We start from the raw sequence: 13,242 nt of genomic DNA, 5'->3' as shown, positions 1-13,242 counted from the left end.
GCGATCCGCCGTAGTGTAATCGGCAGCACGGCATCCTTTGGAGATGTTCGGTCTAGGTTCGAGTCCTAGCGGCGGAGCTGCAAAATCGGGCCCTGACAGCACAGTCAGGGCCCACTCTCATGTCCCCCACGAAACGCCCCGGTATCCTGCGGATGTCACCCCCGCCCCCTCCGCAGCCGAAGGGCACCACCCGTGAGCGCCAATCGCCCCGCCGCCGTAGTCGTACTCGCAGCGGGTGAGGGCACCCGTATGAAGTCGGCCACACCCAAGGTCCTGCACGAGCTCTGTGGCCGTTCCCTGGTGGGTCATGTGCTCGCCGCCGCAGGCGAGTTGGACCCCGAGAACCTGGTCGTCGTCGTGGGCCACGCCCGCGAGAAGGTCACCGCCCATCTGACCGAGGCCGACGCCGGTGTCCGTACCGCCTTCCAGGCGCAGCAGAACGGCACCGGTCACGCCGTACGCATGGGCCTCGAAGAGCTCGGTGGGGCCGTCGACGGGACGGTGGTGGTCGTCTGTGGCGACACCCCGCTGCTCACCGGGGCGACCCTGCGCAACCTCGCCGCCACCCATGCCACCGACGGCAATGCCGTGACCGTGCTGACCGCCGAGGTGCCGGACGCGACCGGGTACGGGCGGATCGTGCGGGACGGGGCGTCGGGTGCCGTGACGGCGATCGTGGAGCACAAGGACGCGACGGATTCGCAGCGGGCGATCCGTGAGATCAACTCCGGTGTCTTCGCCTTCGACGGGCAGTTGCTCGCGGACGCGCTGGGGAAGGTGCGGACGGACAACAGTCAGGGCGAGGAGTACCTCACCGACGTGCTCGGGATTTTGCGTGAGGCCGGGCACCGGGTCGGGGCCTGTGTGGCCGCCGATCATCGTGAGATCGCCGGGATCAACAACCGGGTGCAGCTGGCGGAGGCGCGTCGGATCCTGAACGAGCGGCTGCTGACCGAGGCGATGCTGGCCGGGGTGAGTGTGATCGATCCGGCCAGTACGTGGGTCGATGTGACGGTGACGTTCGAGCAGGACGCGGTCGTCCATCCGAACACGCAGCTCCAGGGTGCGACGCATCTCGCGGAGGGTGCCGAGGTCGGGCCCAACTCGCGGTTGAAGGACACCCGGGTGGGGGCGGGGGCGCGGGTGGACAACACCGTGGCCGACGGTGCCGTGGTGGGGGCGCAGGCGAACGTGGGGCCGTTCGCCTATCTCCGTCCCGGGACCCGTCTGGGGGTGACGTCGAAGATCGGTACGTTCGTGGAGACGAAGAACACTTCGATCGGCGACGGGACGAAGGTGCCGCATCTGTCGTATGTCGGGGACGCGACGATCGGTGAGTTCACGAACATCGGTGCGGCGAGTGTGTTCGTGAACTACGACGGGCAGGACAAGCATCACACCGTTGTGGGGTCGCACTGCAAGACGGGTTCGGACAACATGTTTGTGGCGCCTGTCACGGTCGGGGACGGTGCGTACACCGCGGCCGGCTCGGTGATCACGAAGGACGTACCGCCCGGTTCGCTGGCCGTGGCCCGTGGCCAGCAGCGGAATATCGAGGGTTGGGTGGCTCGTAAGCGGCCGGGGAGTGCGGCGGCGAGGGCGGCCGAGGCGGCTTCCCGGGAGCCGGGTGGCGAAAGCTGACCGGAAACAGTCCGGTCCGAGTCGGGCTACCGTGATAGGGCACACCCGCACACCCCCAGCTGAGCAGGCCTCTCAGGGCTGATCACGGCTGAGACACCTCCGAGGAGACAGTGCTGTGACCGGGACCAAGACGACCGGCGGGAAGAAGAAGATGATGTTCTTCTCCGGCCGCGCCCACCCCGAGCTTGCCCAGGAGGTCGCCCAGCAGTTGGGGGTCGAGGTTGTGCCGACGAAGGCCTTCGACTTCGCGAACGGCGAGATCTACGTCCGTTACGAGGAGTCGGCGCGTGGCGCGGACTGCTTTGTGATCCAGAGCCACACGGCTCCGATCAACCAGTGGATCATGGAGCAGCTGATCATGATCGACGCGCTGAAGCGTGCGTCGGCCCGTTCCATCACCGTGATCGTGCCGTTCTACGGTTACGCGCGGCAGGACAAGAAGCACCGTGGACGTGAACCGATTTCGGCGCGTCTGGTCGCGGACCTGATGGCGACGGCGGGTGCGGACCGCATTCTGACCGTGGATCTGCATACGGACCAGATTCAGGGCTTCTTCGACGGTCCGGTCGATCATCTGTTCGCGCTGCCGTTGCTCGCCGACTACGTGGGCACCAAGGTGGACAGGAGCAAGCTGACGGTCGTGTCGCCGGACGCGGGCCGGGTGCGGGTTGCCGACCGTTGGTGCGACCGGCTGGGTGCGCCGCTGGCGATCGTGCACAAGCGGCGTGACAAGGACGTGGCGAACCAGGTGACCGTCCACGAGGTCGTGGGTGAGGTCAAGGGTCGTGTGTGTGTGCTCGTCGACGACATGATCGACACCGGTGGGACGATCTGCGCCGCGGCGGACGCGTTGTTCGCGCACGGTGCGGAGGATGTCATCGTGACGGCGACGCACGGCGTGCTGTCGGGTCCGGCGGCGGACCGGCTGAAGAACTCGCGGGTGAGTGAGTTCGTCTTCACGGACACGCTGCCGACGCCGGGTGAGCTGAGTGCCGATCTGGACAAGATCAAGGTGTTGTCGATCGCGCCGACCATCGCGAGTGCGGTGCGTGAGGTGTTCGAGGACGGTTCGGTGACGAGCCTGTTCGACGAGCAGTAGGCCCATCGGGTCTCGCCTGCGGGTTTCTTGTTCCCGGGATCTGCTGGATCGCTTCTGCATGATCGATTTTCCTGCGGCCTCTCGCGCCGAGTACTCTGTCGGAGTTGCTCGGCGAGGGAGGCCGTGTCCGTGTCGTTCACGGGCCGGTGATCCGTTATCGACGCGCTCTTCGTAGCAGGCCGTTCGTGGCCGGGTGACCTGTCCGTCTCTCACCCGTACGAGGAGTGAAAAGCATGTCCGACGTCAAGCTCACCGCCGAGACCCGCACCGAGTTCGGCAAGGGTGCCGCCCGCCGCATCCGCCGCGAGGCCAAGGTTCCCGCGGTCGTCTACGGCCACGGTGCCGACCCCGTCCACATCACGCTCCCGGGCCACGAGCTGCAGCTCGCCCTGCGTACGCCGAACGTCCTGCTGACCCTGGACATCGAGGGCCGCACCGCGCTGGCGATCCCGAAGGCCGTGCAGCGTGACCCGCTGAAGGGCTTCCTGGAGCACGTCGACCTGCTCACCGTGAAGAGCGGCGAGAAGGTCACCGTCGAGGTCTACGTCCACACCGAGGGCGAGCTGGCCCCGGGCGCCTACCTGCTCGAGCACGTGCTGAGCACGCTGACCGTCGAGGCCGAGGCCACGCACATCCCCGAGTCCGTCACCGTGTCCATCGCGGGCCTGGAGGCCGGTGCCGCCATCCTCGCCAAGGACATCCCGCTGCCCGAGGGCACCACGCTGGTGATCGACGAGGACGCGGTCGTCCTCCAGGTCCTGTCCGCGCAGGCGGAGGAGGCCCCCGCCGAGGGCGAGGCCGAGACCACCGAGGCCTGATTTCCCCGGAGTCTTCGTCCGTCGGCCGCCGTTCCCACCAGGGGCGGCGGCCGACGCGTAGCAAGGAGAGATGGACGTGACGACCGACGCGGGCGGCCCTTGGCTGATCGTGGGGCTCGGCAATCCCGGGCCGGAATACGCGATGAACCGGCACAACGTGGGATTCATGGTGGCCGACCTGCTGGCGGGGCGGATCGGCGGGAGGTTCAAGCGGGCCGGGAAGGCGCAGGCGCAGGTCGTCGAGGGGCGGATCGGGCCGCCGGGACCGGCGAGCCGTCGGGTGATCCTGGCGAAGCCGATGTCGTACATGAACCTGTCGGGTGGCCCGGTGAACGCGCTGCGCGAGTTCTACAAGGTGTCGCTCGACCGTGTCGTGGCGGTCCATGACGAGCTGGACATCGACTACGGGGTCCTGCGGCTGAAGCTGGGCGGCGGGGACAACGGCCACAACGGTCTGAAGTCGATGACGAAGGCGATGAGTGCGGACTATCACCGGGTGCGGTTCGGGATCGGGCGTCCGCCGGGTCGTATGCAGGTTGCCGATTTCGTGCTGAAGGACTTCTCGTCGGCGGAGCGCAAGGAGCTGGACTACTTCGTGGACCGGGCGGCGGACGCGGTGGAGTCCCTGGTGACCGAGGGCCTGGAGCGGGCGCAGAGCGCGTACAACTCCTGAGAGTTCGCTGTGAGCTGGTGAGGCGGGCGGGCGCCCGGCGATACGTGCGTACAACTCCTGACTTTTTCGGGCAGGAGTTGACCGATCGCCCGGCCATGGCCAATGATCCCGGCCATGCCAGCCACCGCCCACCGGCGCAAGTCCGCCCCCGCCATGCTGCGGCTCGGGCGTCTTGGGCGTCTGGGTCGGTTCGCGGTGATGGGTACGGTCGCCGCGCTGATCCTGATCGCGGGTGTGTGGGCGTCCTGGGGGTCGGCCCAGCACGTGATGCTCAGCAAGGGGCGCGAGCAGGGCACGATGACCGTGTCGGGGTGCGAGGACGGCGTCTGTACGGGGTCGTACCGGCCGGTGTCGGTGGGGTCGACGGCGCGGGGCCGGGTCGTGCTGGACCAGTCGGTCGGGGTCGGCGAGGGTGAGACGTACACCGTGGTCGTGAAGCCCGGCAGCCTCGATGTCGTGCGGTCGGGGCCGGCCGGTTTCCTGTACGCCTGGGTGCCGTTGGGCGGTGCGCTGCTGCTCGCGTCGGTCGTGGTGGCGGGTGGTCTTGGACTGACGCGGACGGGGTTGGCGCTGGCCGGGAGCGGCCTGGCGCTGGTGACGGCGGCCTGGGTGGCGTTGTGAAGGGCATGGCTTAGTCCCCGTTGTCTCCCTTCTCCCTTTGCCCTTCTCCCTGTTCGGCCTTGCAGACGACGTGAGGGTGCCCTCGTACGCGTGGATCGTGTGTCCGCGTACGAGGGCACCCTCAGCTGTTCGCGTCCGGGTCAGCCGGTGTTGCGCAGGCCCGCCGCGACTCCGTTGACGGTGAGGAGCAGGGCGCGGGCGAGGAGGGGGTCGGGTTCGGCGCCGGCTGCCGCCGCGTCGCGCTGGCGCTTGAGCAGGGTGACCTGGAGGTAGGAGATGGGGTCCAGGTAGGCGTCGCGGATGGTGAAGGTCTGCTGGAGGACGGGGTTGGCGTCGAGGAGCTTGTCCTCGCCGGTGATGCGGAGGACTTCGCGGACGGTGAGTTCGTGTTCGGCGCGGATGGTGTCGAAGACGTGCTTGAGGTCGTCGGGGACGAGGGTGTCGACGTAGTGCTGGGCGATGCGCAGGTCGGTCTTCGCGAGGGTCATCTCGACGTTGGAGACGAAGTTGCGGAAGAAGTGCCACTGCTCGTGCATCTCGTCCAGGACCGTGTCGAGGCCGGCTTCCCTGAGTGCCTTCAGGCCTGAGCCGACGCCGAACCAGCCGGGCACGATCTGCCGTGACTGGGTCCAGCCGAAGACCCAGGGGATGGCGCGCAGGCCGTCGAGGCCGGCGCCGGAGTCGGGGCGGCGGGAGGGGCGTGAGCCGAGGTGGAGGTCGGCGAGCTGGTCGACGGGCGTGGCGGCGAAGAAGTACGACGGCAGATCGGGGTCTTCCACCAGCCTGCGGTAGGCCTCGTGGGCCGCGTCGGAGACGAGGTCCATGGCCGCGTCCCAGCGGGCGAGGGACTCGTCGGACTGGCGGGGGGAGGTGTGCAGGGCGGAGGCCTGGAGGGTGGCGGCGACCGTCAGTTCGAGGTTCTCGCGGGCGAGTGAGGGGACGAGGTACTTGTCGGAGATCACCTCGCCCTGTTCGGTGACCTTGATCTCGCCCTCCAGGGTGCCCCAGGGCTGGGCGAGGATCGCGTCGTGGGAGGGGCCGCCGCCGCGGCCGACGGTGCCGCCGCGGCCGTGGAAGAGGCGGAGCCGGACGCCGTAGCGGTGGGCCACGTCGCGCAGGCGGCGCTGGGCGCGGTGGATCTCCCACTGGCTGGTGGTGATGCCGCCGAACTTGGAGGAGTCCGAGTAGCCGAGCATGACCTCCTGGACGTCGCCCCTGAGCGCGACGAGGCGCCGGTAGGACGGGTCGGAGAGCATGTCCTCCAGGATGGTGTCGGCGGCCTTGAGCTCGTCGGTGGTCTCCAGGAGCGGCACGATGCCGATCTTGGCCCAGCCGGCGTGCAGGTCGACGAGTCCGGCTTCGCGGGCGAGTACGGCGGCGGCGAAGACGTCGTCGGAGCCCTGGCACATGGAGATGATGTACGACTCGATGACCTCGGGGCCGAAGACGGCGAGGGCCTTCTTGACGGTTTCGAACACGCCGAGCGTCTTGGTGCCGGCCGCGTCGAGCGGGGCCGGGGTGGGGGCCAGCGGCCTCCTTGACCGCAGTTCCTTCGCGAGGAGCTTGTTGCGGTACTCGCGGGGCATGTCCTCGTACCGCCAGGACTCCTCGCCGAGGCGGTCGAAGAGCTGGCCGAGGGTGTGGTGGTGGGCGTCGGCGTGTTCGCGTACGTCCATGGTGGCGAGCTGGAGGCCGAAGGCGGCGAGGGTGCGGATGGTGCGGTCCAGGCGGCCGTCGGCGAAGAGGCTGCCGCGGTGTTCGCGCAGGGAGGTCTGGATGAGGGTGAGGTCGGCGAGGAGCTGGCCGGTGCCGAGGTAGTCGCGGCCGGGCTGGTGCGGGGTGTCCCTGGCCAGGCGCTGCTTGGTGTTCTCGAGCTTCTGGCGGATGCAGGTGGCCTTGAGCCGGTAGGGCTCCTCGGCGTTGAGGCGCTTGTAGCGGGGGCTGATCTCGGGCAGGAGTTCGATGTCGGCGCGGAGGGACTCCAGGAGTTCCTCGGTGGCGCCCGTGTAGCGGATCGAGTTGGAGAGGAAGCCGCGCAGTTCGTCGATCAGTTCCAGGGCGTCGTTGATGCCGTGCTCGTGCTGGAGGATCAGGACGTCCCAGGTGACCTGGGGGGTCACGTTGGGGTTGCCGTCGCGGTCGCCGCCGATCCAGGTGCCGAAGGTGAGGGGGCGGGTGTCGTCGGGGAGCTTGACGCCGACGCGTTCGAGTTCGGCGGTGAGGTCTTCGAGCACGTCCCCGACCGCACCCGCGTGCAGTTCGTCGAGGTAGTAGATGGCGTTGCGGGCCTCGTCGGCGGGTTCGGGGCGTACGACGCGCAGTTCGTCGGTCTGCCAGACGAGGTCGATGTTCTCGGCCAGACGGGTGTCGTAGCGGCGCCGGTCCGCCTCGATGACGGGGGTCTCCAGCAGGGCGGCGATGCGGCGCAGCTTGTTGAGGACCGAGCGTCTGGCCGCTTCCGTGGGGTGGGCCGTGAAGACCGGGCGAACGTTGAGGTTCCTGACCGTGGCGCGCAGGTGGTCGGGGTCGGCGTCCTTGAGGCGGTCGGCGGTGCGGGCGAGGAGGCCGCCTTCGGCGGCGCGCTTGGCGCGCAGTTCGCGGCCTCGGTGGACCTGCTCGGTGACGTTGGCGAGGTGGAAGTAGGTGGAGAAGGCGCGGACGAGCTTGGCGGCGGTCTCCAGTTCGGTGCCGCGCAGCAGTTCGGCGGCGGCCTCGCCGTCCTCGCGGGTCAGGTGGCGGACCTTCTCCACGAGTTCCAGCAGCTCAGGGCCCTCTTGGCGGACGAGGGTCTCTCCGAGCAGGTCGCCCAGGCGCCGGATGTCGGCGCGTAGCTCGCTGCTGGTCGTCGTGGTGGCCTGGCCATGGTCGTCGGCACTGCTCACAGGTGCGGCTCCTTGCAGTGTGGAGGCTCGGCGGGTGGGTACCCGGCCGGTGTCCGGGCGGCCGAACCGCCCCGGAACCGGGTGCCGGGCGGCATGGGGGCGGGGCATCCGGGAAGAAAAGAGAGCGGACCGCGCTGTCCGACCGACTCAAGGATAGGTGTCGAGAGGAACGCGCAGAATTTCGGGCTCTTGCCGCCGGGCAACGCGCTGACATACTTACGACGCCGTAGGTTACGCAACCGTAGGGAGCCTGATTCCGATGGCGCCCTCGGATTCCGTACCCCGGCATCTACCTAGACCCATCACCCCCCAGGGGATGCGCATGACCACCTCACCTTCCGATGCGATCGAAGACGCCGGGAAGAAGCCCGACGACTCTTCCCTGCCCTTGGCCACGCTGGGTGGCGAACAGAAGCGTTCGATCGAGCAGATCACGCTTCTCCTCTTCATCACCGTCCCGTTCCTGGCCGTGCTGGCGGCGGTGCCGCTGGCGTGGGGCTGGGGGGTGAGCTGGCTGGATCTCGGCCTGCTCGTCTTCTTCTACTACCTGGGCTGTCACGGCATCACGATCGGCTTCCACCGCTATTTCACGCACGGTGCCTTCAAGGCCAGGCGACCGCTGCGGATCGCGCTGGCGATCGCCGGTTCGATGGCGGTGGAGGGTCCGCTGGTGCGCTGGGTGGCCGACCATCGCAAGCACCACAAGTTCTCCGACGCGGAGGGCGACCCGCATTCGCCGTGGCGGTTCGGGGAGACGGTTCCGGCGCTGATGCGCGGCCTGTGGTGGGCGCACATCGAGTGGATGTTCGACGAGGAGCAGACGCCGCAGGACAAGTACGCGCCCGACCTGATCAAGGACCCGGACATCCGGGCGATCTCCCGTCAGTTCATCTGGTGGGCGATGCTGTCGCTGACGCTGCCGGCTCTGATCGGCGGCCTGGTGACGATGTCCTGGTGGGGCGCGTTCACGGGCTTCTTCTGGGGCTCCCTGGTCCGCGTCTGCCTGCTCCATCACGTCACGTGGTCGATCAACTCGATCTGCCACGCGGTGGGCAAGCGCCCGTTCAAGTCGCGGGACCGCTCGGGCAACGTGTGGTGGCTGGCCGTGCTTTCCTGCGGTGAGTCGTGGCACAACCTGCACCACGCGGACCCGACGTCGGCGCGGCACGGTGTGATGCGCGGGCAGCTCGACTCCTCGGCGCGGCTGATCCGCTGGTTCGAGAAGCTCGGATGGGCCTATGACGTGCGCTGGCCGTCACGCTCGCGTATCGATTCCCGTCGAAACACGGACCAGGACGGCTCTCGGCGCCGGACGGAGCCCGCGAAGGCTGCATGATTGACGCGTGGTGACCGACTCCAGCAACACTCCGAGCAATGAGAAACCGCGGCGCCCCCGCCGCACCCGGATGACGGGTGCCGAGCGCCGGGCCCAGTTGCTGGAGATCGGCCGCACGCTGTTCGCCAACAAGGGCTTCGAGGCCACGTCGGTGGAGGAGATCGCGGCCAAGGCCGGCGTCTCCAAGCCGGTGGTGTACGAGCACTTCGGCGGCAAGGAGGGCCTGTACGCGGTGGTGGTGGACCGCGAGATGCGGCGCCTGCTGGACATGGTGACGAGTTCCCTGACGGCGGGCCACCCCCGTGAGCTGTGCGAGCAGGCGGCGTTCGCGCTCCTCGACTACATCGAGGAGTACACGGACGGTTTCCGCATCCTGGTCCGCGACTCCCCCATCCCCCAGTCGACGGGTTCCTTCGCGTCGCTCATCTCGGACATCGCCACCCAGGTGGAGGACATCCTGGGCCGCGAGTTCAAACGCCGCGGTTTCGACCCCAAGCTGGCCCCGCTGTACGCCCAGGCCCTGGTCGGCATGGTCGCGCTCACCGGACAGTGGTGGCTGGACGTGCGGCGCCCGAAGAAGGCCGAGGTGGCGGCGCATCTGGTGAACCTGGCGTGGCACGGACTGGACGGGCTGGAGGCGAAACCACGCCTGATAGGGCGACGCAAAAGCTGAATGAACGTTCCTCTTGATTCACCTTGTGGCATCATTCGGCCATGACTCAGATTGCGATCAGCGCGGCCCGTTCCCAGCTCGGCGACCTTGTCCGCCGTGCGGCACACAGCCGCGAGACCATCGCCCTCACCGATCACGGGCACGTGGCGGCCCTACTGGTGTCGCCGCAGGTGATAGAGGATTTCGAAGACGCGCTGGCCGTGGCCGACTTCCAGCGACGCAAGGCTGAGGGAGCGCTTGAGCCCGGCATCCCGATGGCTGAGGTACGCAGGCGGCTGGGGCTCGAAACCCGGTGACGCACGAGATCGTCTTCGAGCCACACGCCCTCGACGCCGCGGCTCGATTCCTCCAGGAGGACCCGAGCGGCCTGTCCCTGGTCCTGGACACCATCGACAAGCTGGCCACCGATCCTCGCCCGGCAGGGTCGGTCCCCTATGGGTCACGCGACATTCGGCGCCTGCGCATCAACGACTACCGGGTCCTCTACTTCATCGACCAAGAGACGATCCATATCCTCATCACCCACCTGGGCCGCACGGCCTGATCCCCTCCAGGAACTCCAGCCGGTTGCCCACCGGGTCGTACGAGAAGAACCGTCGGTGGCCAGGGAGTTCGTCGTCCCAGGCCGCCGATGCCCCACCTGCGACCAGCCTTTCCGCGTACGCCTCGATCCCGGTGACCCTCAGCCCCGGGTGGGCCTTTCCCGCCGGCCGGAAGTCCTTCTCGATCCCCAGGTGCAGTTGGACCGGCCCCGCCCGGAACCAGCAGCCGCCCCGCGCGGCCAGGGTCGGCGGTTTCGGGATCTCGGTCATGCCGAGGACGCCGGCGTAGTACGCCCGCAGCGCGTCCTCCGAGCCGGCCGGCGCGGCCAGCTGCACATGGTCGACGGCGGCGATCACCTCTCAGCCCGCCTTCCGGGCCACGGCGAACAGCCGCTGGAAGGGCAGCACCGTGCCGTACGCCTCCGCCGGGTACACCGCGCGCAGCAGGTCCCGGTACTCGGTGACGAACGCGTCCCGGGCCTCCGGGTCGTCCGCCAGGGCGGTGAGGACCGGGCGCAGTCCCGTCCCCTTGACCCAGTCGAGCACCGGGTCCTCGCCCCGCAGGACGTGGAGGTACGTCGTCTCCCACACGTCCGTCTCGCAGCCGAGCCGGGCGAGGCGGTCGAGGTAGACGAGCGGTGCGTGGACGGAGTCGTCGGTGCGGAGCACCTCGCCGAGGCGGTTCTTCCAGCGGGCCCCGGTGCCCAGTTCGCGCATGAGGGTGTGCAGGGGCGCGTCGAGGTTGTGCGGCACCTGGAAGGCGAAGGTCCCGCCGGGCGCGACGGCGTCCAACCAGGCCGGGAACGCGTCGAGATGTCCCTCGACCCACTGGAGGGCCGCGTTGGAGACGATCAGGTCGTACGTCCCGGAGGGCGTCCAGGCCGAGGCGTCCGCGTGGGCGAAGTCGAGGCGTCCGCCGCCCGCCGTGGGGCCCGCGTGGCGCGCCGCCCGTTCCAGCATGGGTGCGGAGTTGTCGTACCCGGTGATGTGCGCGGTGGGCCAGCGGTCGGCGAGTACGGCGGTGACGTTGCCGGGGCCGCAGCCGAGGTCGGCGATGCGCGGCGGGGTGCCGGGGAGGTCGGGGACGCGGGCGAGAAGGTCGGCGAAGGGGCGGGCGCGGTGTTCGGCGTGGCGGAGGTACTGGGCGGGGTCCCAGATGGGGGCGGGGGTGGTGGCAGGCATGTGGGGGCTCTCCCGTGGGTCGCGGTCACCGGCGTCGGCTGTTGTTCGGCGGCCGTCCTGTGGCCGTCCATGGCCATCCATGGCCGTCTGCGGCCGTTCGTGGGTCCAGCCTGACCGAGAAAGTTTCTCGATGTCAAGAAACTTGACGCCAAGAGACTTCACATCGACACAACCACTACACTGATCGCCATGGAGGACGAGGTCGATCGGCTGGTCGCTGCGTGGCGCCGGGAGCGCCCGGACCTCGACGTGGAACCACTCGAAGTACTCAGCCGGGTCAGCAGGCTGGCCCGGCACCTGGACCGGGCGCGCAGGCTGGCGTTCGCCGAGCACGCCCTGGAGCCCTGGGAGTTCGACGTCCTGACCGCGCTGAGGCGCGCAGGAAACCCGTATCAGCTCTCCCCCGGGCAGCTCCTCACCCAGACCCTGGTCACCTCGGGCACGATGACGAACCGTATCGACCGGCTGACGAAGAAGGGCCTGGTCGAGCGCCTCCCCGACCCCAGCGACCGGCGCGGGGTACTGGTCCGGCTCACGGCGGAGGGCCAGGACAGGGCGGATCAGGCGCTCGCGGGCCTGCTGGACCAGGAGCGCGCGATCCTGGCAGAGCTGTCGCGAGGACAGCGCGGCGAACTCGCCGGACTGCTGCGCCAGTTGACGGCGCCGTTCGACAACATCCCCGGCTGACACCGGCGTACGCCGACCGGCGAGGCCGCCGGTCGGACGCTGCCGCCGGTCAGGCGCTGCCGCCGGTCAGGCGCTGCTGCTCTCCTCCACCGTGATCCGCCCACCGTGCCCGAGGTCGACGGGGCCGACCCCGGCCCGCCGGGCGAGTGCGACGGCGGCGAGGGTGGAGTGGACGCCCAGCTTGCCCAGCACGTTCTGCATGTGCGTGCGCACGGTGTGCGGGGAGAGGAACAGCCGTTCGGCGACGGCTTTCCGGCCCAGCCCGGCGACCATGCAGCGCAGCACCTCCCGCTCCCTGGGCGTCAGCGACTCGACGAGTCGCTCACTCTCGGTGCGGTGCTTGCGGGCGGCGGTCAACTCGCGCAGCACACCGGTGAGAAGGGCGGGCGGCAGATGCGTCTCGTCGCGCAGCACGCCCCGTATGACGGTCAGCAGCCGCGACAGCGAGCAGTCCTTGGCGACCCACCCGGAGGCGCCGGCCTGTAGAGCGAGCGCGGCCCTGCGGGGGTCGTCCTTCTCGGCGAGGACGACGATCCGTACGTGCGGATGCGCCGAACGGACGCCCGCGACCAGCGAGATGCCGTCGACAAGACCCTCCGCGTTGCCCTCCTGCACGGGCACCGCCGGACGCGCCCCGGGCACGTTGCCGCCCAGGTCGGAGTCGACGAGCAGGACGTCGAACCGGCGGCCCTCGGCCACCGCGCGCTCCAGACTGCGCAGCGCGGCGGGACCGCTGCCGGCGGCGGAGACGTCGACGTCGGGCTCCGCGGCCAGTGCGGCGGCGAGCGACTCGGCGAAGATGCGATGGTCGTCGACGACCAGGACTCGGATGCGAACCACTGAAACCCCCTTCCCCGAGCTCCTCAAGAGCTGGGGACACCCAATCGTCGGGGGGACAACCCGTGCGGACACGACGCCCGGAGCAGTCCCCGGCTGTTGTTTCTGGCCTGGGACGGGGCTGTCGCGGTCACCGGCCCACGACTGTCGCCGTGCGATGACTGCTACCCCCACTCCGGGCGTCGTACCCGACTGTCTCGCCCCCTGATCAGCACCGGCCCCCACCGGTGCTGTTCATCAGGGTACGGCCG

14 protein-coding genes and 1 tRNA gene are annotated in these 13,242 nt (G+C 69.3%); 11 read left to right on the top strand and 4 right to left on the bottom strand.

From position 1 onward, the window contains the following. Positions 1-4 precede the first annotated feature (4 nt). From IEY89_RS02595 to IEY89_RS02570, 6 genes are all read left to right on the top strand, one after another. Positions 5-77, top strand: a tRNA-Gln gene (locus IEY89_RS02595). Positions 78-192: 115 nt separating this feature from the next. Beyond that, positions 193-1,641 carry a bifunctional UDP-N-acetylglucosamine diphosphorylase/glucosamine-1-phosphate N-acetyltransferase GlmU gene (gene glmU / locus IEY89_RS02590; RefSeq protein WP_189145544.1) on the top strand — a complete coding sequence of 483 codons (1,449 nt, stop codon included), beginning with the start codon at positions 193-195 and terminating at the stop codon, positions 1,639-1,641. A 115-nt stretch (positions 1,642-1,756) separates the two neighbouring features. Further along, a complete protein-coding gene (locus IEY89_RS02585) occupies positions 1,757-2,740 on the top strand; it encodes a ribose-phosphate diphosphokinase (protein WP_189145543.1) in 984 nt (327 codons plus the stop codon). Between the two features lie 233 nt (positions 2,741-2,973). Further along, positions 2,974-3,558: a 50S ribosomal protein L25/general stress protein Ctc gene (locus IEY89_RS02580; RefSeq protein ID WP_189145542.1), complete on the top strand. Its 585-nt coding sequence runs from the start codon at positions 2,974-2,976 to the stop codon at positions 3,556-3,558. 70 nt (positions 3,559-3,628) lie between these two features. Further along, positions 3,629-4,231 (top strand): aminoacyl-tRNA hydrolase, encoded by a 603-nt coding sequence (gene pth, locus IEY89_RS02575; protein WP_189145541.1) that lies wholly within the window; start codon positions 3,629-3,631, stop codon positions 4,229-4,231. A 114-nt stretch (positions 4,232-4,345) separates the two neighbouring features. After that, positions 4,346-4,852, top strand: coding sequence for a hypothetical protein (locus tag IEY89_RS02570; protein WP_229695013.1), 507 nt, complete (start codon positions 4,346-4,348; stop codon positions 4,850-4,852). Between the two features lie 140 nt (positions 4,853-4,992). Here IEY89_RS02570 and ppc read toward each other — a convergent pair whose 3' ends face one another. After that, positions 4,993-7,734, bottom strand: coding sequence for a phosphoenolpyruvate carboxylase (ppc, locus tag IEY89_RS02565; RefSeq protein WP_189145539.1), 2,742 nt, complete (start codon positions 7,732-7,734; stop codon positions 4,993-4,995). A gap of 322 nt (positions 7,735-8,056) precedes the next feature. On the opposite strand from ppc, the gene IEY89_RS02560 reads away from it, so the two are divergent. From IEY89_RS02560 to IEY89_RS02545, 4 genes are read left to right on the top strand one after another with little or no spacing between them, the layout of a single operon-like run. Beyond that, positions 8,057-9,070: an acyl-CoA desaturase gene (locus IEY89_RS02560; protein WP_189145538.1), complete on the top strand. Its 1,014-nt coding sequence runs from the start codon at positions 8,057-8,059 to the stop codon at positions 9,068-9,070. Between the two features lie 7 nt (positions 9,071-9,077). Continuing rightward, positions 9,078-9,743 carry a TetR/AcrR family transcriptional regulator gene (locus IEY89_RS02555; protein ID WP_189145537.1) on the top strand — a complete coding sequence of 222 codons (666 nt, stop codon included), beginning with the start codon at positions 9,078-9,080 and terminating at the stop codon, positions 9,741-9,743. Positions 9,744-9,784: 41 nt separating this feature from the next. Beyond that, positions 9,785-10,039 (top strand): type II toxin-antitoxin system Phd/YefM family antitoxin, encoded by a 255-nt coding sequence (locus tag IEY89_RS02550; protein WP_189145536.1) that lies wholly within the window; start codon positions 9,785-9,787, stop codon positions 10,037-10,039. After that, entirely contained in the window at positions 10,036-10,287 is a 252-nt protein-coding gene (locus IEY89_RS02545) for a type II toxin-antitoxin system RelE family toxin (RefSeq protein ID WP_189145535.1), read from the top strand. The genes IEY89_RS02550 and IEY89_RS02545 overlap by 4 nt, the downstream gene beginning before the upstream one ends. Here the strand turns inward: IEY89_RS02545 and IEY89_RS02540 are convergent. Continuing rightward, positions 10,262-10,642: a VOC family protein gene (locus IEY89_RS02540; protein WP_189145534.1), complete on the bottom strand. Its 381-nt coding sequence runs from the start codon at positions 10,640-10,642 to the stop codon at positions 10,262-10,264. The two genes, IEY89_RS02545 and IEY89_RS02540, sit on opposite strands and share 26 nt — an antisense overlap. A gap of 3 nt (positions 10,643-10,645) precedes the next feature. Continuing rightward, positions 10,646-11,467 carry a trans-aconitate 2-methyltransferase gene (locus tag IEY89_RS02535; protein ID WP_189145533.1) on the bottom strand — a complete coding sequence of 274 codons (822 nt, stop codon included), beginning with the start codon at positions 11,465-11,467 and terminating at the stop codon, positions 10,646-10,648. 189 nt (positions 11,468-11,656) lie between these two features. On the opposite strand from IEY89_RS02535, the gene IEY89_RS02530 reads away from it, so the two are divergent. Beyond that, positions 11,657-12,154, top strand: coding sequence for a MarR family winged helix-turn-helix transcriptional regulator (locus tag IEY89_RS02530; RefSeq protein ID WP_189145532.1), 498 nt, complete (start codon positions 11,657-11,659; stop codon positions 12,152-12,154). Positions 12,155-12,220: 66 nt separating this feature from the next. On the opposite strand, the gene IEY89_RS02525 is transcribed toward IEY89_RS02530, so the two are convergent. Next, the gene (locus tag IEY89_RS02525) at positions 12,221-12,994 is read right to left on the bottom strand and encodes a LuxR C-terminal-related transcriptional regulator (RefSeq protein WP_189145531.1); all 774 of its coding nucleotides are present in this window, start codon (positions 12,992-12,994) and stop codon (positions 12,221-12,223) included. Positions 12,995-13,242: the final 248 nt, after the last annotated feature.

This window comes from Streptomyces lacrimifluminis (assembly GCF_014646095.1).
Classification (GTDB): Bacteria; Actinomycetota; Actinomycetes; order Streptomycetales; family Streptomycetaceae; genus Streptomyces; species Streptomyces lacrimifluminis.
The sequence above is the reverse complement of the archived record's forward strand: the minus strand, read 5'-3'. Positions and strand labels throughout refer to the sequence as shown.